The sequence below is a fragment of the Tessaracoccus sp. genome, assembly GCF_016714275.1.
Classification (GTDB): domain Bacteria; phylum Actinomycetota; class Actinomycetes; order Propionibacteriales; family Propionibacteriaceae; genus Arachnia.
Map to the genome: position 1 here is coordinate 235,800 of NZ_JADJNP010000001.1, position 20,801 is coordinate 256,600.

A 20,801-nucleotide genomic window follows, 5' to 3' on the forward strand; every position below is an offset into this window, starting at 1 on the left:
CGGTTGGGAGTCTACAGAGCTGCGAGCTCGCGGGCCGCCGCGGCGGGCTCCACCCCTCCCGACTGGGCGAACAGCCCGACTGCGCTCTCGTACAGTCGCCGCGCACGGGCAGCGTCGGCCACGGCGGCCTGGCGAGCGAGGCGCAGCATCACCCTCGCCTGCTCGTAGGTGAACGAGGCGCGGGAGGCGAGGTCCAGCGCGCGCTCCCAATGGCCGACGGCGTCGGTCGCGTCCCCGACAGCGAGCAGGACGTCGCCCAACGCGATGTGGAGGGTGGCCCGCTGGGCCGGGTCGGCGATGTGCTCCTCCTGCCCCTGGACCTGGCGCAGCACGTCCAACGCGCCGACGGCGTCGCCGCGGGCGAAGCGGGCAAGGGCGAGCGCGGTCGACGCCTGGAGCGAGACTCGCTGGCTTCTCCCCTCCGCCAAGGCGAGAGACTCTCGGGCCGCAGTCTCCGCCCCGTCGAGGTCACCGAGCGCGAGCAGCGGATCGGCGAGGTTCGCGTGGGCCAGCGCGATCACGGGCACAGGAACGCCGTCGGACGCCCAGGCGCTCTGAATGACCGCACGATGCTCGTCCGCGGCGCCCTCGTGATCGCCCATCCGGTGCAGCACGATGGCCGCGTTGTCGCTGACCACCGCGCGGGCGAGATCCCCACTGGGAATGCCCTCGGCGATCCGTGCGACCTCGAGGAACATCGCCCTCGAGCGCGCGAGATCACCGGCCCTGCCGTGGACGATCCCGATGTCGTTCATGGCGCTGAGGTCGATCCGCGGCATGCCCGCCTCGTGCGCATACCCGCGGATGAGCTCCAACTCCTCCAGCGCACCGGGGTCGCCGGCCGACACGAGCGTCTGCCCGAGGAACGAGTGCGCCACCGCCGCGGCCGCGGGATCGCCGACCTGCTCGGCCGCCTCGACCGCTTCCTCGAAGTACGCCCGGGCGAACGACAGGGAGGTCTGCTCGTACACGAACCGCCCGACGGCCTCCACGAGGTCGACGGCGAAGCCCGGGTCCCAGGGCGCAAGGGCACGGGAGACGGCGACGATGCGGCCGAGCTCACCGCGAAGCCAGGAGCTGCCCTCCGCGCCCGACACCGCGACCACGGTCCGCTCCGGCATACGCGATCGCGCGACGGACCCTGCATAGAGCGCCTCCGCCGCCGACCACGCCGCTTCGAGGAGGTCCTCGCCGAGCCGCCGCACCGCGGCGTCACGCATGGTCTGCGCGTCCTCGTCCCAGGACCGGGCGGCGGCGAAGGCCCGGAGAAGATCGTGGATCCCGATCCGCCCCTCCGCCGGGCGCCCCGCGCAATGCGACCGCACGAGCCCCGCGGCGATCGCCGCGGCCGCTTCCGGCGACGCGCCCAGCAGCGCCGCGAACTGACGCTCCGACAGGTCCTCACATGGCTGGGTGGCGAGCAGCCGGAGCGCCTGCCGCTCCCCCTCCGACAACGCCTGATAGGAGCCGTCGATCGCCGCCTCGACGGCGTGGTCCAACCTGTCGGCCGCGCTGCGACGGCGCATGGCCGCCGCGTGATCGGCGAGCGTCCAGCCCGGTCGCTCCGCGATGCGCGCCGCGACAAGGTCCGCCGCCAACGGCAGCCCGCCCGTCAGCTCGACGATCTCCGCCGCGGCATCGGGCTCCGCGTCGACGCGGACGACGCCGATGCGGTCGCGCAACAGCTCGAGTCCCTCTTCCTCACCCCACGGCGCGAGGGCGATCACCTTCACGTAGGAGGGCAACTCAAGGGTCCGCCTACTGGTCACGACCACGGGCATCGACCGGCAGCGCCGCAGGAGCTCACGGACCTGCTCCGCCGTCGCGACATCATCGAGCAGAAGGCCGATCCGACGCTGCGCCAACGCCCCGGAAATCCCGGCCGCCCGTTCCTGCAGGGCCTCGCCGGCGCCGACGACCTCCAGCGCCCGCTCGATGGCCTCCATCAGCGCCGCCGGGCGGGCAGGGCGCTCGGTCTCCGTCCCGCGCACATCCACCGTGAGAACCCCGTTGAGGCTCCCCGCCTCACGCAGTCGCGCGAGTGCCCGACCGGCCAACCGCGTCTTGCCAGCACCGCCCATGCCGGCGATGAGGACGCGGCCGGCCCTGCTGGCGAGCGTCACCTCTTCCTCACGGCCGATGAACGCCGACGACGCGGTCGGCATTCCGAGCCTCGATGACACAACGGCGTCGGACTGCGACTGGTGCGGAACCGCGGCGCACCAGCCACGCCAACGGATCAGTTCCTCGTCGTCGCCGCCGAGCGCCCGCACGATGTCGGCCACCAGCTCGGCGTCGATGCGACGGCGGCCGTCACGGAAGCAGTCGTAGACGGTGACCCTGCCGGGCAGCCTCGACGACGGCGCCACCCCTCGGGCCGCGCGCGCCCTGCCGATACGCTGGGCCAGCTCCCCGAACGAGGGCGACCCTGCGGCGATGCGCCGCGCGCGGAGGCGGGCGGCGAGCTCGTCCAGCGTCGCCGGCGGCATCCGCTGCTCAGTCACGTCGTTCACCCGCCTTCAGCCCTCAGGTCCTCCGGAGTCACGCTATCCGCCCACGGCGAGGCCAGGGAAGGAATCGCAGCCGACGGAACGCGGTTACGCGCTACTTGATCGCGCCCTCCGGCTGACCCGCGAGGTAGCTCAAGGTGCGCGTGATGAGGAAGCCACCGTTGTAGAGGTTGATCGCCTGGAACTGGTCCAGAACGTTCCCGTTGCGCAGCAATCCTGCGACCTCGTATCCGGCGACGCTCAGCACCGGCTCTGTGCCGCCCGTGCGGAGTCTGCCGATCTCGTCGGCGAGCTGCTGCTTGCCGAGGTCGAGCGCGCGGCCGAGGACGGCGTCGTACTCCACGCCGACGACGTTCAGGTTCTCGTCGAGGCGCGCGTTGTTGTAGTACTTGTCGACGAGCGACTGATTGCGGACATAGTTGTTCAGGCCATAGCCGAGCGTCGCGTAGGCCGCGTTCGGCTTCCCCCCGCCGATGTAGTCGGCGATCGCGGGCTGCACCTGCTGCTGGGTCACGGCCGCGGCGACCGCGATGTCGACGTTGGCCAGCCGCGCAAGCATCTGGTCGGTCGATGCCCCGTACTGGTCCGCGAGCGGGGCCACCACGTTTTCCGTGAAGGCTGTCAGGTTCGCGTCGGCGCCGCGGCGGAAGAAGTTGCCCACCTGGGCGAGGTCGATCTCGTCAGCGAAGGCGGCTCCCGGGTTGTCGCGGCCCACCTCGAAGGTGGCGGCCGACGACTCCAGCTGCGAACGTGACAGCTGCGACCACATCACGGGGATCAGGAGCGAGTCGAAGAACTCCTCCATGGAGGAGTAGTCGCTGGCCTCGTAGCGCTTCTTGACCGTCTCGATCGCCTGCTGCGAGAAGGTCAGCAGCGAGTAGGCGTCGAAAGCGCCGGCGTAGGCGTTGATGAGGCCTTCTGCGTCGGCGACCGTCTTCGGCGTGTAGGTCGAGAGCCGGTCGAGGAAGGCGAAGAACTCCTTCTCCGCGGTCGACGAGTCGAGCGCCTGCGAGAAGAGGACCTCCAGGCCGTCGAGGCCCTGCGTGTAGAGCGGGACGACCATCTCGCCGGTGGCGACGACGGCCTCGAGCAGCGCGGCGGCCTGGGCCGCCAAGTCGTACGCGCCCGCCTGGAGGCCCTGGCGCTGCAGGTCGGCGGCCTTGGCTGCGTAGCCGTCGACGTAGCCGATCAGGCCCGCCTGATCGAACACCGCCTGGAGGTCCTTCGGCAACCGCTTGAAGCCGGAGCTGGCCGACGCGTAGCGGGCGAGCGCCGCGTCGGTCTGCGGCTTCACCTTGTCGTAGGAGGCGGCGTCGAGCCGCGGATCGCGGGACACGCCCGGGACGTCGATGTTGGCGCCCGTCAGATGGCTGTAGGCCTCGTAGATGTCGCCGACCTCGATCACCTCGACGCCGTCGCGGTCCCCCGCCCTGATGACGTCGACGAGTTCACCCTCATGGTTCGGCGTCATGCGCTGGCCCAGCGGAATGAGGACCTTCGTGAAGCCCTCGCCTGCCGCGGCGCCCACCTTCTCGGGGATACCACCGACGGGGCCGATGGTTCCCGTGGCGTTGATGGTCCCGGTCATCGTCACATGGTCGACGAACTTGTCGCCCCTTGCCAGAGCGATGAGCCCTGCCGTGGTGAGCGCCCCCGCACTCGGACCGTCAATCCGACCGTCCGTCTCGAACCGGAACTCACCCTCGAGCGGCAGCCCGAGAAGCAGAGTGGAAATGATCGCCGCGTTCCATGCACCCGCCTGCGACTGGGAGCCGATGCCCCCGACCTCGTTCTCCGAGAACTCGACCCGGAAGTCCCCGGGGTTCCCAGGCTGCTTCCTGCTGATCACCGTCGTACCCGTCGCCCCCTTCGCGCCCGCAACCGCGAGCCAGGTGACGGTGATCTCGGACTCCGCGGGCGCCGTGACCGACGCGGACGACGCCGGCACGGCGCTCACCCCCGGAGACGGCGTCTGCGGTGGTGCCGCGGACGAGCACGCTACGAGTCCCAGCGCGGCGGCGATGACCGACGCAATCACTGCTGTAGACCGACGAGAAGTAACCATGATGTCCCCCTACTGACTTCCGGGTCGAGTTCTCCCTAGCGTCGGGCTCGTCAGACCAGGGAGGGAACCTTTGCAGCCGAACCCGAACGATCTCGAACACGGCGCGTCGAGGCGTCGCGGCGCAGCCCGGCCACCGCGACGGCGAACACCGACGTGAGGATCAGGGCTCCTGCCGGCGCCAGCGTCGTCCAGGGCGCCCGCTCCACGTAGTCGATGCCCTCCGAGAGCAGCAGGCCCCACTCAGGCAGCGGCGGCTGGGCGCCGAGTCCGAGGAAGCCCAGTGCGGCAAGGGACAGCGCGACCCCGGGCAACCGCAGCATGCCGTGCCGCAGCAGCGGGAAGACTGTGGCAGGCAGGACGTGGCGGGTCCAGATCTCGAACCGCGACACCCCGGAGAGCGGGAGCCAACGGACGTGAGGAGGGGCGAGCGCCTCGTCGATCAGCGCCGCGGCGTGCGTCGTCAGCGGCGGCCAGGTGACCCAGAGCACAGCGGCGGCAGCTCCCCCGACCGACGGGCCGGCCAGCGCGGCGATGATCACGCCGGCCAGGATCGTCGGGGTGGCGTTGGCGACCTCGGCAGGGCCGCGCGAGACCTCGCCTAGAGCCGCAAGGAGCAGCCCGACGAGGATAGCGACGAGCACGATGACGATCGACGGCGCCAGCGTGCCCAGCGTGCCGTGCGCGACGCGCGCGAGCAGGTCACGGCCGCTGGCGTCGGCCCCGAAAGGAAGCGCCAAGCTCGGAGGGGTGAGGCGGCCGTGCACGATCGAGTACGGGTCCCGCGGGAGACCGGCAAGGATGATCACCACGAGTCCGCCCAGCGCGATGCCCGCCGTCCACCGAGCGGCGCGCCCATCACTGCGGGGCTCGGGGGGCGGCGGAAGCGCGCCCGCGGGGAGAGGCCCGCCGCGCAGGAGCCGCCGCGCGAGACCGGTCAGGAGCCCGACGCCGACCGCGGCGAGCGCCATCAACAGGACGCCGGCCTGGAGTGCCGGAAGGTCCTGGGCGTTTGCGGAACCGAGCAGGTAGCGGCCGAGGCCCGGGATGGCGAAGACCTGCTCGACGGCGACCGCGCCGCCGAGGATGCCGATGAACACCAGCCCGAGCTGGTCGACGACGGCGGCCGCTGCCCGCCGGTAGACACCGCCCAGGATGACCCACGGGGGCGCCTCTGCCAACCGCCACACGCTCACCCACTTCTCCTCCGCGATGCCGGAGACGGCGTCGCCCATCAGTCGGCCGAGAAGCCCTCCCGCGGGGATGCCGAGCGAGAGCGCGGGAAGGATCGCGGTGTCCCAGCCCGTCCAGCCGTACGGCGGCAGCCACTGCAGTTGCACAGCAACCACCACAAGCAGGGCGCTGGCCAACAGGAACTCCGGCAGCGCCGTCAGCGCGACCCCAACGGGGCCGGAACCGCGCTGCGGCTCGTCACGGAGCACGCGCGCCGACGCCGGGACCACGAGGAGGGTCGCGATCACGAGCGCCACCACGACCGCGAAGCAGGTCAGCGTCGCCGACACCCCGAGGGCCTGCCACACCCCGGCCCCGATCGGCTTGCCGCTCACCCACGAAGATCCGAGGTCGCCGCGGAACACGCCCGCCCACCACCGGAGGCTGGTGGCGATGGGGCCGCCGTCGAGCCCGAGCTCAACGCGGATCGCGGCGAGCGCCTCCGCCGTCGGCTCGAGCTCGGCGTAGCGGGCGCGCAGGACGGAGGCGGCAGGGTCGCGCCGTGACAGCCAAGGCAGAGCCCCGGCCACGAGCAGCAGGACGACCCCGCACACCACCCGGGAGGCGATCCCGACGACGTAGCTGTGCCGCACGGTCACTCGTGGAGGTGGGTCTTGGCGGTGATCAGGATGCGCTCGCGCGGGTCGCGCGCGGCGTCGATGACACCCTCGACCTCGCCCTGGATCACGCGCTCGTGCAGCAGGGGGATGGCCGCGTCGTCGCGCAGGACGGCGGCCTCGGCGAGCATCGTGGCGAGCTGGCGTCCTTCACCGGCCTCGGACTCCGACGCCGCGCGAATGGCGGCGTCGACCTTTTCGTCGCAGAGCTGCGAGATCGAGAACCCGCCCTTGCAGGTGAAGTCGGAGGCGAGGTAGGCCACCGGATCGCCAGAGTCGAGGACGGTCGCGCGGGAGAGGATGAACGCGTCGAAGGCGCCGTCGAGCGCGTCGGCCTCGATGAACTGGTACTCGCGGACGTCCTGCTGCACGTCGAAGCCGACGGCCTCGAGCTGCTGTTCGATCACGACGGCGACCTCGGGCAGCTCGGCCCGGTCGGTGAAGGTGCCGAGCGTGATCTTCACGCCGTCGATCCTGGCCGCGGCGGGCCGGCCCTCGAACGCGGCCCTGTACTCGGGGCCGCTGCGGAAGCCCGCGGCCCACGGCAGCGCCGGCCCCAGGAGGCCCTCGGCGACGTCGGCGCGCCCCTCGTAGACGGACTCGACGATGGCCGCGCGGTCGATCGCCTCGCGGGCGGCGGCGCGCACGGCGGGGTCGGCGAACGGGCCGGACTCGGTGTTCAGGTACAGCGTGTTGGTGCGCGGCATCGGGACCTCGACGATCAGGTCTTCGTCGATCGACGCCGCCTGGCCCGCGGGGATGGCCTCGACGACCTGAGCCTTGCCGGTGCGCAGCGCCGCCGCACGGGCGGTGCCGTCGGGCACGAACGATACGTCGATGCCGCCGGCCAGGGCCTTCTCGCCCCAGTAGCCGTCGTAGCGGTTCAGCGTCGCGCCGACGATGCCGTTGACCTCGACCAGCTCGAACGGCCCGGTGCCGGTGCCGACCGGGGTCACCGCGCCGTCGGCGTAGGCGTCCGCGTCGAGGATGGCCAGCTGGGGGCTGGAGAGGCGATGCGGCAGGAGCGGGTCCGGATTCGCCGTCGTGATGACGACGCCGTCGCCTTCAGCGGCCACCGTCATGTCGACGCCGTCGAGGATGCGTGGCAGCGGAGTGGCGTCGATGGCGTGCTGCAGCGAGTTCACGACCGAGTCGACGGTGAGCTTGTGCCCGTTATGGAACGTGACGTCCGGACGGACGGTGAAGTACCACGTCGTTTCGTCTCTGCGGTCCCATTCGAGCGCGAGCGCAGGCAGCGCCTCGCCGGCCTCGTTCAGCACCACGAGCGTCTCCGCGGTAGCCCAGCGCGACAACTTGAACGCGTCGTCGCTGAGCGGGCTGAGGCCGGAACGCGGCGGCTGGAGCATGGCGATCGCGACGCGCGCACCGCCATGGTCTCCGCCAGGTGCGGCGACTTCGGGGCTCTTCGAAGGGGCGTCGGCGAAGCAGGCGCTCAGCGCGAAGGCTGAGGCGAGCGGGATCGCGACCAGGGCGCCCAGGCGGAGGCGGGGGCGTCGGGATGCGGTCATGGGTCAGTTCCTTTCTGGGTCGGCGCCGATGCGGACGGTGCGGGTGCACCGCGCGGCGAACGCCGGGTCGTGGGTGACGAGGAGCAGGGCGATGCCGGCTTCCTCGGCGAGGGTGAGCAGCGCGGCCGACACGGCCCGGCCGGTGTCGGGGTCGAGAGCGCTGGTGGGCTCGTCGGCGACGAGCACCGCGGGGCGGCAGGCGAGGGCCCGCGCGATGGCGGCGCGCTGCGCCTGGCCGCCGGAGATCTCGGTGGGGCGGCGGTCGAGGAGTTCCAGATCGAGCTCGGCCAGCTCGGCCGCGCGCGCGACGGCGCCGCGGACATCGTGCTCGCCGGTCAGCCGGGTGACGGCCCGCTCGATCGAGCGGCGCAGCGTCCAGCGGGGAATGAACGCGGCGATCGGGTCCTGCGGCACCCCTTGCACGAGATGGCGGCGCGCACGCTGCGGCCGCAGCCGCGGGGAGACCCAGGGCTCGCCGTTCACGGTGATCTGACCGCCTGCGGGCGTGCGCAACCCGAGGACGGCGTCGGCGAGGGTCGACTTGCCTGCGCCGGAGCGGCCGACGACCGCCAGCGACTCGCCTGCGGTGATCTCGATGCTGATGGGCGCCAGGGCAGTGAAGACGCGGCGGCCGCGGCCATGGACGACGGAGACGTCGCGCGTCTCGAGCACGGGTCCCACGTCAGGCCGCCCGTCCGTGCTCGACGGGAAGCTCGGTGACGCGCCCCTCTGACACCCGCAGGTGCCGCGTCCCGAGGACCCGGACGACGGTGGTGTCGTGCGTGGCGACAACGAGAACCTGCTCGGGGCCGATCACTTCGCCCAGCAGCGCGAGCATCAGGTCGCGCGTGTCGTGGTCGAGGGCGCTTGTGGGCTCGTCGGCAAGGATCAACGGGGCATCGGTCAGCGCGGCGAGCGCGACGGCAGCGCGTTGCGCCTGGCCTCCGGAGATCTCCGCCGGACGCCGCCGACGCAGGTCCGGGTCAGGCAGCCCCACCTGTGCGAGCGTCTTCTCGACCCGAACGCGGCCGGTACCGGACACGCGCGCCAGTTGGCGTCCGAGGGGAACGAGGGGATGCAGGGCGTCGAGTCCGCGTTGCGGCACGACCCCGATCGGCCCCGGCGCAGTCATTCGATCGCCATCAAAGTGAAGGCCGACGGCCCAGTGTCCCATCAGCGTGCTGAGCAGCATGGACTTGCCGCTGCCGGACTGTCCGGTGATGACGACGCGGTCGCCAGGGAATAGGTCGAGCGCGGGAACGTCCAGAAGGACCGCGCCGCGAGCGGTGGACACCCTTGCGTCGCGCAGCGCGATCAGGGGTGCCGCATCGGTTCGCTCCAGGATCGGCGACGGCGTAGGATGACTACTCATAATGAGAATGATTATCAAAGCTGACAGGGCTGTGCAAGTCGTCTCAGAAACGCGGCGGTCTGCGACGCTGCTGCTCAGCACCCAGGCCCTCTTCAACGTGGGGTTCTACGCCGTCGTGCCGTTCATCGCCGTCGTCCTCCGCGGCGACTTCGGCCTGGGGGCCGCCGCCGTCGGGCTCGTGCTGGGCGCGAGGACGTTCGCGCAACAGGGTCTGTTCCTGGTCGGGGGCGAACTCGCCGACCGCTTCGGCGCCCGCGGCATCATCGTGCTCGGCTGCTCGGTGCGCGTCGCGGGCTTCCTCGCGCTCGCCGCCTCGCTGCTCACCCCTGAGCCGACACTGTCGCTATTCGTCGCGGGAACCCTCGTCACCGGCCTCAGCGGCGCGCTCTTCTCGCCGGGGATCAACATGCTGGTGGCGGAGGCGGACAGCGGCCGCCCCCGGCGGCGGGTCTCGCTGTTCGCCTGGCTGACGCTCACCGGCGAGGCGGGCGCCGTCATGGGGCCGCTGCTCGGCGCAGTGCTGCTCGGCCGCGGCTTCCCCGTCGTCGCGGGCGCCGGCGCGGCGCTGTTCGCGGTCATGGGAGTCGCGCTGTGGGTCGTCCTCCCCCGCGCTGCCGACACCCACACGCACCGGGAGCGGCTCTCGTGGGCCGCGCTCAGGAACCGGCGGTTCGTCGGCTTCGCCGCTGCCCACTCCGTCGATCTCCTCGCCTACAACCAGCTCTACCTGGCCATTCCTCTTGAGCTCAGCCGGATCGGCGCGGGCCCGGAGTTCATCGGGCTGCTCTTCGCCGAAGTGTCGGTCCTCACCCTGCTGCTACAGCTGCCCGTGGCGAGGTGGGGCGCCCTCGTCGGCCCCGCCGTCGCCCTGCGCACCGGGTACGCGACGACCACCCTCGGCTTCGCCTCTCTTGCCCTGGGCACCGTCGTGGCGCCCTCGCTGGAGATGCATCTCTGGGTCATCGCGGTGGCGGTGGCGCTGCTCACGCTGGGTCACATCACGTCCGGGCCGACGGCGCTCTCCACGGTGCCCCGCTGGGCTGGCGACGCGCCCACCGGGTCCTACTTCGGCGCGCTCGCCAGCTTCGGCGGCGCCGCCGTCCTCATCGGAAATCTGGCCGCGGGGCAGTTGTTCGACGAGGGTGAAACCGTATCTGGGCCGGCGCTTCCCTGGCTCTTCCTCGCGGCCTGCACGCTGACCTCAGCGCTGCTCATCCGCCGCGTCATCCGGGCGGGTCTGCCGCAACTTTCTCCGACCGATACCCTGGAGGAGACGAAAGGCGACATGTGACCCCGTTTCTGATCATCGGCTCGGTGGGGGTGGTGCTCGTCGTCGTGGCTCTCCTCATCGGCGATGTTCTCGACGGAGTGTTCCACCTCGACGCCCTCGACTCCGACCTCTTCTCGCTCTCCAGCGTCGCTGCATTCGTCGGCGCCTTCGGTTTCGGCGGCGCGCTCGGACTGGCCCTGATCGACCACATCGGCTTCGCCGTTGTCGTCGGCCTCGTCGTCGGAGCGCTCGCGGCCTGGTTGGCGATTCGGCTCACAAAGGCCTTGAAGTCCGACGACAGCGCGGTCAGCTTCCGCTCCGACTCGATGATCGGGCACTCCGGCCGCGTCGTGACCGCCATCCCCGCCGACGGGTACGGCGAGATCTCGCTCAGCGTCGCCGGGCACGTCCGCAAGTTCAGCGCCAAGTCCGCGCTTCCCGTCGAGGCGGGCGCCGAGGTGTGGATCTCCGGCATCCTCTCCCCCACCGCCGTCGAGGTCACGCAGACCTCCGGCCCGAAGGAACTCCCCCGATAGCCCCTAAGAAAGGTGACCGCATGCCCACCATCAGTCCCGTCGTGATCTCGACCATCGGCCTCGTCGTCCTGTTGGCCCTCGTCGGCCTGCTGATCGCAAGCCGCTACAAGGTGGCAAAACCGAACGAGGCTTTCATCATCACCGGCCGCAAGGGCAAGGAGGTGCGTAACCCGGAGACGGGCCTGGTCTCCACGGACCTCAGCGGCCAGAAGGTCGTTATGGGCGGCGGCGTGTTCGTCGTCCCGTTCATCCAGCGGCTGCACGTCCTCGACCTCTCGTCGCGACGCATCATGGTGACGATCCGTAACGCGGTCTCCGGCCAGGGCATCAAGCTGAACGTCGAAGGCGTGGCGATCGTGAAGGTGGGTGGCGAGGAGGACTCGATCCGCGCCGCAGCCCAGCGCTTCCTTTCGCAGCAGAACGAGATCGAGCCGTTCACGCAGGAGACGCTCGCGGGCTCCCTGCGCTCGATCGTCGGCTCTCTGACGGTTGAGCAGATCATCCGCGACCGTGCGGCCTTCGCGCAGCGGGTCACGGACGAGTCGGAGTCGTCGCTGACCGGCCAGGGCCTCGTCCTCGACACGTTCCAGATTCAGGACATCACCGACGACGGCACGTACCTGAGCGACCTGGGCCGCCCGGAGTCGGCCAAGCTGGGCCGGATGGCCGCCGTCGCCGAGGCGGAAGCCCGGCGCGAGGCCGAGCAGGCGCGCATCGCCGCCGAGCAGCAGATCGCGATCGCGCAGCGCGAGCTCGTGCTGAAGCAGGCCGAGATCCAGTCGGAGACCGACGCGGCCCGCGCCACCGCGGCTTCCGCCGGCCCGCTCGCCCAAGCCGACCGCGACCAGGCCATCCTGATGGAGCAGGAGAAGGTCGCCGTCGCGCAGGCCGCGCTGAAGGAGCGCCAGCTGGACACCGAGGTGCGCCGCCCGGCGGATGCCGAGCGGTATCGCGTCGAGACCGACGCGGAGGCGCGGCGCAACGCGGCCATCTTCGACGCGGAGGCGCGGAAGGCGGCCTCGATCGCGAACGCCGAGGCAGAGGCCGAGAAGGCGCGGCTGACGGGTGTCGGCGAGCAGTCGCGGCGCTCGGCGCTGGCCGAGGCGGAGGCGATCGAGGGTGCCAAGCGCGGCGAGGCGGAGAAGGCGCGTCGTATCGCGGAGGCGGAGGCCGTCCGCGCTGAGGGCGATGCCAAGGCGGCGGCGGTCCTCGCCGTCGGCCAGGCCGAGGCTGAGGCGATGGAGAAGCGTGCCGAGGCGTTCGCGCAGTACAACGAGGCTGCGGTGCTGCAGATGCTGATCGAGATCCTCCCGCAGATGGCGGAGAAGGTCGCGGCCCCGATGGGCAGCATCGACAAGCTGACGGTGATCTCGTCCGACGGCGCGGCCACGCTCCCCCGCCAGGTCACCGACAACGTGCTGCAGACCATCCAGATGCTCAAGGACACGACCGGCTTCGACCTGACCGAGGTCCTCGACCGCTTCGGCAAGAAGGACGTCGTCGCCGGCGAGACGGCGTAGCCCGGCACGACGAGCGGCGTCGGCCTTCTGGCCGGCGCCGTTTCGCGCCCGGGGATCGTTAGGTGCGGGCCTTTCAACCGTCCATGGTTGAAAAACTCACAGTCAAGCACCACAGACGGTCAAAGCGCCGATCGTCTACGCGTTAGCCCGCCCCTCAAGCAGCGGACGACCAGCGCACCGTCGGCACTCGCGGACTCGCCCGCTCCATCCTCGGGGCCGCAGCGCCGCTCCCATCTGACCGGCGGCGAGGCACGCCTGCCGCGTGGCCGCACCCCACCCGTAGCGGAGGGTGATCTCGTTACTGCGAAGGACGTGCTCGTTGTCGCGGATCATGTCCTTCGACCAGTCCGAATGGTCACGCATGCCGTCGAGTTCGACGATCAGACCGAAGGCGTCGTACCGGCAGTCAACCCTACCGACGCCGGTCTTCACCTGACGCTGCGGTGTCGGTAGCCCGTGGGCGCTGAGGACGTCCCGCTGAAAGAGCCACTCCAGCCCGCTCTCGATCCCGCCGCCGCTCGCAGTGCACAGCTCCCTGATGGCGCGTGCATGCCTGACTCGCTGCCTGCTCGACACCTCGTCGAGGATCCGCGCAGGAGTAGTGAGTCCACGGGCCAATGCGCGGGCCACGGCGTCGATCGCCCCGATCTCATCCACGTCTCGCGCAAGGTCGATCAGACCCGCCTCTACCGGCAGCCGGAGCGGCGAACCACGACCGTTCCGAAGCCCGCGCCGGAACCGGACCTGCCAGGGCCCGACCACGAGAGGAGACCTGTGGTGAGTCGACCACACAACCACGTCGTCGGGCGGATCACGCAGCACCCCGGCCAGATGCGCCGCGGCTGCAGATCCGACGACTCCCGCCGGGCCCGCCTGCAGGACGCCCGCCCAGGCCGCGGACTCGAAGCCCGGCACACGCTCGAGATAGAGGCCGGAGGCGAGACGGGTCCACGACGAGGTGACCCGTTGGCACACGCGCCGGGTGAGCCCGGCCGCGAGGAGCTGGGAGACCAACACGACTCCGCCCTGGGTATCAAGGAGTCGGCCGATGTCGGCGGGGAGTGGTTGGCGAGCAGACATGGCCCAACCGTCGCCTTGCGAGGACTCGGTGATCAAGAGCCTGGCGGACACGGACAACACTTGTTTCGCCGCCACGCCTACAGCCGCCCCTACAGTGTGAGCTTTTCAACCAGTACTGGTTGAAAAGCTCACTGCTAGCGACGGAGGCCGCTGGTCCAGGCCGCCACCCTGGGCCGACACGCGAAGTCCCTCGGCCTGACCGAGCAGCAACTATCAGACCTCGTTCGCGCCACCTTCCCGAGATGATGGGAATCTGCTGGTAACATATTCCCATGCAGGCAACGATCGACAGCACCGGGAGGGTGCTCATCCCCAAGTCGCTGCGCGATGCGCACGGGTTGGGTCCGGGCAGCCGGGTGGACATCTCCTGGTACGGAGACGGGTTGCGAATCATCCCTGGCGGCCGCACAGCCCGGCTGGAACGCGACGCCGACGGGCGTCTGGTCTCGCGCGGCGCCACCCCCGTCGACGACGAGACGCTCTTCGCGCTGATCGACGCGGGCCGCAAGTGAGCCTCACCGCCGTCGACACCAGCGTCGCGGTTCCTCTCCTCGTCGGCTCCCACACGGCCCACCCGCAGGTGGCCGCCTGGGCCCACGGGCGTCGGCTCGCGCTGGCGGGTCACGCCGTCGCGGAGACCTACTCCGTCCTCACCCGGCTGCCGGGCGATGCCCGCGTCGCACCCTCGGATGCCGTACGCCTGATCGACGAGAACTTCGCCGAGCTTCTCACTCCACTCCCCGCTACGAGTGCCCGCATTCACGAGGCCCTCGCCGATGCGGGTCTGGGTGGTGGTGCGGCCTACGACGGCCTTGTCGCGCTCGCGGTCCGAGACAACGGACGCACGCTGGCGACCAGGGATGCCCGTGCCCGCGCGACCTACGAGGCGCTCGGCATCCCGTTCGAGGTCGTCGCTTCGTAAGGCACAGACTCGACGGTCAGCGGTCGGCGTCGTCGATGGGGGCGTCCACCTGCTGGTCGAGCCAGTCGGCCTCGTCGACAAGGCCCTCCACCTCGCCGTCGGGATCCAGGTCCACCTCGTCAGGGTCAACCGGTATCGACTGGTCCACCAGGTCGGCTTCGTCGATCTCTGTCAGGTCTCGCATTTCTTCTCCCTCCCTTCCCTCAAACCTACCCACCCTCGCGAAGTCCTCACAGGAACTCGTGGAGGCATCGCTGGGTGGCAGGCTCGCGCCTGACACAATTGCTCGTCATGCAGATCACCGGGGCGCTGGCCCGCCGACTCTGGCCACCGCTTCGCGGATGGCAGCTCGCGCTGACCCTCATGACGGCCGGCTGCGTCGCCCTCGAAATCCTGCGCGAGGACGACCATCCCCTCCCCCTTCGCCTCGGCACGCTGAGCTACTACGCCGGCGCGCCCACCGTGATCGGGCTCGTCGGTGCGCTGGTACTGCTGTGTTACGCGCCGACGGCGGGAGCGATCCTGCTCGCCACTTGCGCTGTCGCCGCCGCGAGCATCCCCGATGTCGCCTCGTTTCCCGCCATCTGGGCGGTCATCGCCCTGGGCGCCTGCGCGCTGCTGGTCCGCGTCGTCGCCGCCCGGATCTCCGCCGCGGCGATCAGGCCACCCATGGGCCGCGTCGAGGGAGAGATCGCTGGCACGCTCGCCGATCGCGGCCGCACGTGGGGCGCGGCTCTCACCGTCGGCGCGCTCGTCGCGGGCATCACCCTGGTCGTCGTCCACCACCTCTTCCTGGCCGAGGCGCTCGCTTTCCACGAACGCGCTCAGCACCACGTCGTCGAGGTGTTGAAGGTCCCTGCCCGCAGCCTGGGCAGCCGCGGAGCGCGTGTGGCTGCCGGCGCTTCGGCGCCCCCGACTCCTTTCTGCCCCCTCTCCCCGCTACGCCGCCCGACTCCTCCGGGTCGACGGCACCGCCTACCTCATCCCCGTCGATGCGAACTGGCCCGTCGCGCCCCTCGGCGACCTCGAGGGACTCGTCGCATTCGACGAGCCTGACGAAGACGAGGGGGACGAAGACGAGAGGGGGACCGAGGATGAGGACGAGGAGCTGCCCGAGACTCCAGAAGCGCTGCGGGCCTGGTTGGCCGCCGACGACCTCCGCGAGGAGGAAGAGGAGCGAGAGATAGACAAGGCCTTCGGCCCGGAAGCCGAGCACCCCGTCCCGGTGACGGTCTTCGGCGCGCCGCGTCCCGGCGCGTCCATCGCCCTGGCCAAGGACGGCGACACCTGGCTCACGGAGGTAGTCCCCGCCGACTTCGAGTTCAGGCTGCGCGCCACGATCCGCCGGGCCACCACCGACGAGGCGCCCCACAGCCTGCTCGGAAGCCTCATCAACGCCCACCCCCGCGTCGTGCAGGGGCTCTGGGCCACCGTGTGCGTGCTCGGCGCTGCTGTCGTGAGCTGGCTCATCCGCTTCGACACGGGCGATGGCTGGCTCGAGATCCTCATCTTCACCGCCGTGTGGGTCGCAGCCGTGTTCGGCTCCGGACTGGGTGACGGCGCCGTGACGCTGACGAGGGAACACGTCATTCTGCATGGTCTGGTCCTCGACAACGCGATCTCTGCCTCGCAGGTGGTGTTCGCCGTCGCCGTCGACGAGGGGTTGGCCCTAAGGCTGCGCGACCCGGACGATGTCGTCGTCCTCGCTCCCAGGGCGTTGACCCGGCACGCGTCGTCAACGCCGGACGAAGGGCTCGCGACGCTGGAGGTGTGGCGTCAGCACGCGCAGCAAGACAGCCCCGGCGGTCGACGGCCGTCGGTCCTGCTTGTGGGCGCTGCCGCGGTGGTGGCCGTCGGAGTCGGCAACGTCCTCCTGCTCGTCATGTGACGGCTAGCCTTTTGCCGCCTTGCCCGCCTTGAGGGCCTTGAGGATCAGCTGGACCGCGATGAAGGCCAGGAACACGGCGAACAGTGGCGTGGCGACGGCTGGGTCGAGGTACTGCGCGAGCTGCGCGCCGGCGGCGGTCGAGAGGCAGGCGCCGAGGCCGATGAAAGCCGCGGCTCGGAGGTCGACGTTGCGGCGCTTGAGGTTGCCGAGCGTGCCGGAGATCGCCGTCGGGATCATCATCAGCAGCGACGTGCCCTTGGCCACGAGATCGTTTGCGCCGAACGCCAGGATCAGCACCGGGACGACGACGATGCCGCCGCCGACACCCAACAGGCCCGATAGGACGCCCGTGATGAGTCCCGCAAAAAGCAGCCCGCCCCCGGAAAGCCAGGTGACGATGAGCTCTGCGTCGCGCGAAGGCACGACGAGGAACAGGTTAACGATGACGACGCCCAGGAACCCGATGAATCCCCACCGGAGCCACGGCAGGGGCAGGCGCGGCAACAGCCACGTCCCGATCTGTGCCCCGACGACGGCACCTGCCGCGAGCAGCGCCGCCGCCACCCAGGAGACCTCCCCCATGGCCGCGTACGAGATCACGCCGACGATGGCCGTCGGCACGATCGCCGCGAGCGACGTGCCGGACGCGAGACGCTGATCGAATGCGGCGAGCAGCACGAGCAACGGCACGATCACCGTCCCGCCGCCGACGCCGAACAATCCGGACATCAGCCCGGCCGCCAATCCGACGACCACGTAGATCAGCCAGGCGGGCACGCGCGACGCGCGCTGCGTTTCGGGTGACATGTGACTCCTTCGCGTGACCCGCACACCCTATCGCCGTCGCGTTACCACCCAGTTACCCGCGGAGGAGCATCTCGTGGGCGATGCCGTCGAGGATGTCGGACTCGCTCACCAGGATCTGCGCGCCCGGGACGCGGGACACGATCTCGTCGAGGATCATTGATCCGCCGCCGATCACCGCCGCGCGCAGGGGGTGCATCAGTGGCTGCTCCGCGATCTCCGCGGCGGTCTGGCCGAGCCACCGCTGGCTGATGGCATGCACCGTCGCCGCGCTCAGCGCCGAGCCGTGGACGGCCTCGCGCGAGTACTCCGCGAGCCCCAGGTGCGTGGCTGCGACGCTGGTGACGGTCCCCGCGACGCCGATGGCCGAGGCGAGCGCCGCGAAGTCGACACCCGCACCGTCGATCATCTCTCCGATGTAGGCGCGCGCGGCATCCTGCTCGTCCGCGGTCGGCGGCTCGGTGCGCAAGAAGCGCTCCGTGATCCGGACCGCGCCGATGTCGAGGCTGACGGCGGATGCGACTTGATCGTCCTCGCCGACGACGACCAGTTCGGTCGAGCCTCCACCGATGTCGAAGATGAGCGTCGGCCGCGGCGACGTCACGCCGCTCAACACTCCCGCCGCCGACAATCGCGCCTCCTCCTTGCCGGGGATGACGTCGACGCCGACACCCAGCCGCGCGCGCACGCCCTCCTCGAACACGTCGCGGTTGCTGACGTCGCGCGCAGCCGACGTCGCCACGAAGCGGGTCTCGTCGACGCCGTGAGCGGCGATGATGCCCGCGTACTCGTCGAGGACGGCGAACGTGCGCGCGAGCGCGTCCGGGTGGAACTCGCCGGTGGCGTCGACGCCCTGCCCCAGGCGAGCGAGGCGCACCTCGCGCACGAGCTCCTGAGCGCCACGCAGAATCAAGAGGCGCACGGAGTTCGTGCCGCAGTCGACGGCGGCGACGGTGCGGTCGGCATCGGAGGGGCACACGTCGCCCATCGCGTCGAGGGACTCGTCGCCGAGCGGGTTCACGCCCCGCCCGGCGGCCAGCGCGTGGCCGACGAGCACGTGGAGGCACTTCACGCGGGTCGGCATGCCGCCGGCGCTGATGCCGTCGATCTCCTCGACGTGGCCGAGCTCCTCGCGATCCGCGAGGTACGCCTCGTGCGCGGCGCGGTAGCGGGCGGCCAGGTCGGCATCGACCTCCAGGCGCGCGGACATCTCCGTCATCAGCCCGGAGGCCTCCAGAGTCGAGCACGCCGCGACCAGGCGGGGACAGGTCAGGTAGTAGACGGTGGGGAAAGGGGTGCCGTTCGGGAGCCGCGGGAGGGTCTTGACCACGCCGGGGTGCCCGCTCGGGCAGCGGTAGGCGACCTCGACGACGCCCCGGGGCGCGCGGCCGAGCTGGGCCTCCACCTCGGCGAGATCTGCAGCGCTGGGTTCGGTCATCCGGGTTCCTCGAAGGTCAGGGGTTCGGTATCACGGGGCGGGAAAGGCTCCGTCAGCCGTCCTTTTCCGGCTTGGGAGATGGCGAGAGCTCGATGGTACGCGGCGGCTCCGTGGCCTTGGGATCCTCCGACGCCTCCTCCTCGGCCGGCGAGTCCGCCACCTGGACAGAGCCCCACATCTTCTCCCACCACAACTGCGGCGGCTCGGCCGCGTCGAGCTGGATGGCCGCGCCGACGAGCGGATTGCCCTCGGCGTCCAGGACCCGGTAGCCGACCTCGCCCGGCAGCACCCAGCCCAGCCGCGACCGGGCGACCGAACGCACATACGCCGGGTCGTTCCAGCGCTCGAGCTTGTCGTTCAGGTCCGCGATCTTGTCCTGCTCGGCAGCGATCTCTGCCTTTACGACGGAGATCTCCTCGGCCTGGGTGAAGTACACGCGCAGCGAGTGGGCCAGCACCATCGCGATGCCGGCGATCACGGCGAGGAGGACGACCAGCCGCCAGGTGGCCGTGACTGCTCGCTGCGTGCGCGGCGCCGGGGTCTTCTTGGCCGACATGGCCTCGTTGACGTCAACCGCGTCCAGTTGCTGCACCCGGGGACGGCCGCCGCGCTCCCCCGGACGCGCAGCGGTCCGGGTCCGCGGAGTTCCGCGGCCCGGACCACTGTGAGCCGATGTGTGGCGGGGAGTCTGAGGCACGCCAACCAGTGTGCCGCAAACCCCCGAAAACTCAGCCCTGGAAACGCGGGAAGGCCGAACGACCGGCGTAGACCGCCGCGTCGTCCAGGTCGTCCTCGATACGCAGGAGCTGGTTGTACTTCGCGACCCGGTCGGTGCGCGCGGGGGCGCCCGACTTGATCTGGCCACAGCCCAGCGCGACGGCGAGGTCGGCGATGGTGGTGTCCTCGGTCTCACCGGAGCGGTGCGACATCATCGTGCGGAAGCCGTTGCGGTGGGCCAGCTCGACGGCGTCGATGGTCTCCGACAGCGAGCCGATCTGGTTCACCTTCACCAGCAGCGCGTTGGCCGTCTTGGTGTCGATGCCGCGCTGGAGGCGGGTCACGTTGGTGACGAACAGGTCGTCGCCGACCAGCTGGACCTTGTCGCCGAGGCGATCGGTCATCAGCTTCCAGCCGTCCCAGTCCTCCTCGTTCAGTGGGTCCTCGATGGAGACCAGCGGGTAGAACTTCACGAGCTCCTCGTAGTAGTCCACCATCTCCTCGGAGGTCTTCTTCTCGCCCTCGAAGAGGTAGCCGCCGTCCTCGTAGAACTCGGAGGCCGCGACGTCCATCGCGAGCGCCACGTCGGTGCCGGGCTCGTAGCCGGCGTCGCGGATGGCGGTGAGGATGAGGTCGAGGGCTTCCCGGTTGCTGTCGAGGTTAGGGGCGAAGCCGCCCTCGTCGCCGAGGCCGGTGTTCAGCTGGCGAGCCTTGAGCACCTTCTTGAGCTCGTGGTAGACCGCGGCGCCCATCTCGAGGGCCTGCGCGAAGGACTCGGCGCCGATCGGGGCGATCATGAACTCCTGGATGTCGACGTTGGAGTCGGCGTGCGACCCACCGTTGAGGATGTTCATCATCGGCACGGGCAGGATGTGTGCGTTGGGGCCGCCCACGTACTTGTACAGCGGCAGGCCAGCCTCCTCCGCCGCGGCGTGCGCGACGGCGAGCGAGACGCCGAGGATGGCGTTGGCACCCAGCTTGGCCTTGTTGTCGGTGCCGTCGAGCTCCAGCATCGCCTGGTCGACGAGGCGCTGGCAGTCGGCCTCCATGCCGAGGATCTCCTCGCCGATGACCTCGGTGGCGTTCTTGACGGCCGTGAGGACGCCCTTGCCCCCGTAACGGCCCTTGTCGCCGTCGCGAAGTTCGACGGCCTCGAAGGCGCCGGTCGAGGCACCCGAGGGGACGGCGGCGCGGCCACTGGCGCCCGAGTCAAGCTCGACCTCGACCTCGATGGTCGGGTTGCCGCGGGAATCGAGAATCTCGCGCGCCTGAATGAATTCGATGGATGCCATGAAGCTCCCTT

The 20,801-nt window shown here is 70.6% G+C and carries 18 protein-coding genes and 1 pseudogene; 6 read left to right on the plus strand and 13 right to left on the minus strand.

The genetic code is table 11. The annotated features are described in order from the left end of the window. Positions 1-11: 11 nt before the first annotated feature. From IPJ61_RS01165 to IPJ61_RS01190, 6 genes are all read right to left on the minus strand, one after another. Positions 12-2,504: an NB-ARC domain-containing protein gene (locus tag IPJ61_RS01165; RefSeq protein WP_297102197.1), complete on the minus strand. Its 2,493-nt coding sequence runs from the start codon at positions 2,502-2,504 to the stop codon at positions 12-14. Between the two features lie 100 nt (positions 2,505-2,604). Further along, positions 2,605-4,575: a S16 family serine protease gene (locus IPJ61_RS01170; protein WP_297102201.1), complete on the minus strand. Its 1,971-nt coding sequence runs from the start codon at positions 4,573-4,575 to the stop codon at positions 2,605-2,607. A 50-nt stretch (positions 4,576-4,625) separates the two neighbouring features. Next, positions 4,626-6,404, minus strand: a complete 1,779-nt coding sequence (locus IPJ61_RS01175; protein ID WP_297102202.1) for an ABC transporter permease subunit — start codon at positions 6,402-6,404, stop codon at positions 4,626-4,628. Continuing rightward, positions 6,401-7,951 (minus strand): ABC transporter substrate-binding protein, encoded by a 1,551-nt coding sequence (locus IPJ61_RS01180; RefSeq protein ID WP_297102203.1) that lies wholly within the window; start codon positions 7,949-7,951, stop codon positions 6,401-6,403. Before IPJ61_RS01180 ends, IPJ61_RS01175 begins: the two co-directional genes overlap by 4 nt. Before the next feature lie 3 nt (positions 7,952-7,954). Next, complete coding sequence (locus tag IPJ61_RS01185; protein ID WP_297102205.1) at positions 7,955-8,623, minus strand: ATP-binding cassette domain-containing protein; 669 nt, start codon at positions 8,621-8,623, stop codon at positions 7,955-7,957. A gap of 10 nt (positions 8,624-8,633) precedes the next feature. Further along, positions 8,634-9,323 (minus strand): ATP-binding cassette domain-containing protein, encoded by a 690-nt coding sequence (locus IPJ61_RS01190; RefSeq protein ID WP_297102207.1) that lies wholly within the window; start codon positions 9,321-9,323, stop codon positions 8,634-8,636. Between the two features lie 7 nt (positions 9,324-9,330). Here IPJ61_RS01190 and IPJ61_RS01195 point away from each other — a divergent pair, with 7 nt between their 5' ends. The 3 genes from IPJ61_RS01195 to IPJ61_RS01205 are packed head-to-tail and all read left to right on the plus strand — an operon-like array spanning position 9,331 to position 12,649. Beyond that, positions 9,331-10,614, plus strand: coding sequence for an MFS transporter (locus IPJ61_RS01195; RefSeq protein ID WP_297102209.1), 1,284 nt, complete (start codon positions 9,331-9,333; stop codon positions 10,612-10,614). Beyond that, entirely contained in the window at positions 10,611-11,129 is a 519-nt protein-coding gene (locus IPJ61_RS01200; RefSeq protein WP_297102211.1) for a hypothetical protein, read from the plus strand. The genes IPJ61_RS01195 and IPJ61_RS01200 overlap by 4 nt, the downstream gene beginning before the upstream one ends. Before the next feature lie 20 nt (positions 11,130-11,149). Beyond that, positions 11,150-12,649 (plus strand): flotillin family protein, encoded by a 1,500-nt coding sequence (locus IPJ61_RS01205; protein WP_297102213.1) that lies wholly within the window; start codon positions 11,150-11,152, stop codon positions 12,647-12,649. Between the two features lie 135 nt (positions 12,650-12,784). Here IPJ61_RS01205 and IPJ61_RS01210 read toward each other — a convergent pair whose 3' ends face one another. Beyond that, complete coding sequence (locus IPJ61_RS01210; RefSeq protein ID WP_297102216.1) at positions 12,785-13,729, minus strand: hypothetical protein; 945 nt, start codon at positions 13,727-13,729, stop codon at positions 12,785-12,787. A gap of 272 nt (positions 13,730-14,001) precedes the next feature. On the opposite strand from IPJ61_RS01210, the gene IPJ61_RS01215 reads away from it, so the two are divergent. Together IPJ61_RS01215 and IPJ61_RS01220 are read left to right on the plus strand one after the other, a co-directional pair. Continuing rightward, on the plus strand, positions 14,002-14,241 hold the full coding sequence (locus tag IPJ61_RS01215) for an AbrB/MazE/SpoVT family DNA-binding domain-containing protein (protein ID WP_297102218.1): 240 nt from the start codon (positions 14,002-14,004) through the stop codon (positions 14,239-14,241). Continuing rightward, positions 14,238-14,651 (plus strand): PIN domain-containing protein, encoded by a 414-nt coding sequence (locus tag IPJ61_RS01220; protein WP_297102219.1) that lies wholly within the window; start codon positions 14,238-14,240, stop codon positions 14,649-14,651. Before IPJ61_RS01215 ends, IPJ61_RS01220 begins: the two co-directional genes overlap by 4 nt. Positions 14,652-14,667: 16 nt before the next feature. Here the strand turns inward: IPJ61_RS01220 and IPJ61_RS01225 are convergent, their stop codons facing one another. Continuing rightward, positions 14,668-14,835, minus strand: coding sequence for a hypothetical protein (locus IPJ61_RS01225; protein ID WP_297102221.1), 168 nt, complete (start codon positions 14,833-14,835; stop codon positions 14,668-14,670). Between the two features lie 702 nt (positions 14,836-15,537). Between IPJ61_RS01225 and IPJ61_RS01230 the strand changes: the two genes are divergently transcribed. Next, on the plus strand, positions 15,538-16,539 hold the full coding sequence (locus tag IPJ61_RS01230; RefSeq protein ID WP_297102222.1) for a hypothetical protein: 1,002 nt from the start codon (positions 15,538-15,540) through the stop codon (positions 16,537-16,539). 3 nt (positions 16,540-16,542) lie between these two features. Here the strand turns inward: IPJ61_RS01230 and IPJ61_RS01235 are convergent, their stop codons facing one another. The 5 genes and pseudogenes from IPJ61_RS01235 to eno all read right to left on the minus strand — a co-directional run bounded on the left by IPJ61_RS01235 (position 16,543) and on the right by eno (position 20,790). Further along, complete coding sequence (locus IPJ61_RS01235; protein WP_297102224.1) at positions 16,543-17,346, minus strand: sulfite exporter TauE/SafE family protein; 804 nt, start codon at positions 17,344-17,346, stop codon at positions 16,543-16,545. A 52-nt stretch (positions 17,347-17,398) separates the two neighbouring features. Beyond that, positions 17,399-18,331: a Ppx/GppA phosphatase family protein gene (locus tag IPJ61_RS01240; protein WP_297105455.1), complete on the minus strand. Its 933-nt coding sequence runs from the start codon at positions 18,329-18,331 to the stop codon at positions 17,399-17,401. Beyond that, a pseudogene (locus IPJ61_RS01245) lies at positions 18,323-18,781 on the minus strand (DUF501 domain-containing protein); the annotation flags it as partial. The gene IPJ61_RS01240 and the pseudogene IPJ61_RS01245, both read right to left, overlap by 9 nt. A 52-nt stretch (positions 18,782-18,833) precedes the next feature. Continuing rightward, a complete protein-coding gene (locus IPJ61_RS01250) occupies positions 18,834-19,373 on the minus strand; it encodes an FtsB family cell division protein (RefSeq protein ID WP_297102225.1) in 540 nt (179 codons plus the stop codon). A 136-nt stretch (positions 19,374-19,509) separates the two neighbouring features. Then, positions 19,510-20,790, minus strand: a complete 1,281-nt coding sequence (eno, locus tag IPJ61_RS01255; protein WP_297102226.1) for a phosphopyruvate hydratase — start codon at positions 20,788-20,790, stop codon at positions 19,510-19,512. Between the last annotated feature and the right edge of the window lie 11 nt (positions 20,791-20,801).

Excerpts from the sequence above, each read along its gene's own strand:
- IPJ61_RS01205 (WP_297102213.1), top strand. The coding sequence starts at position 11,150 with ATGCCCACCATCAGTCCCGTCGTGATCTCGACCATCGGCCTCGTCGTC.
- IPJ61_RS01235 (WP_297102224.1), bottom strand. The coding sequence starts at position 17,346 with ATGTCACCCGAAACGCAGCGCGCGTCGCGCGTGCCCGCCTGGCTGATC.
- IPJ61_RS01210 (WP_297102216.1), bottom strand. The coding sequence starts at position 13,729 with ATGTCTGCTCGCCAACCACTCCCCGCCGACATCGGCCGACTCCTTGAT.
- IPJ61_RS01170 (WP_297102201.1), bottom strand. The coding sequence starts at position 4,575 with ATGGTTACTTCTCGTCGGTCTACAGCAGTGATTGCGTCGGTCATCGCC.
- IPJ61_RS01180 (WP_297102203.1), bottom strand. The coding sequence starts at position 7,951 with ATGACCGCATCCCGACGCCCCCGCCTCCGCCTGGGCGCCCTGGTCGCG.
- IPJ61_RS01195 (WP_297102209.1), top strand. The coding sequence starts at position 9,331 with ATGATTATCAAAGCTGACAGGGCTGTGCAAGTCGTCTCAGAAACGCGG.
- IPJ61_RS01240 (WP_297105455.1), bottom strand. The coding sequence starts at position 18,331 with ATGGGCGACGTGTGCCCCTCCGATGCCGACCGCACCGTCGCCGCCGTC.
- eno (WP_297102226.1), bottom strand. The coding sequence starts at position 20,790 with ATGGCATCCATCGAATTCATTCAGGCGCGCGAGATTCTCGATTCCCGC.
- IPJ61_RS01190 (WP_297102207.1), bottom strand. The coding sequence starts at position 9,323 with ATGAGTAGTCATCCTACGCCGTCGCCGATCCTGGAGCGAACCGATGCG.
- IPJ61_RS01215 (WP_297102218.1), top strand. The coding sequence starts at position 14,002 with ATGCAGGCAACGATCGACAGCACCGGGAGGGTGCTCATCCCCAAGTCG.
- IPJ61_RS01225 (WP_297102221.1), bottom strand. The coding sequence starts at position 14,835 with ATGCGAGACCTGACAGAGATCGACGAAGCCGACCTGGTGGACCAGTCG.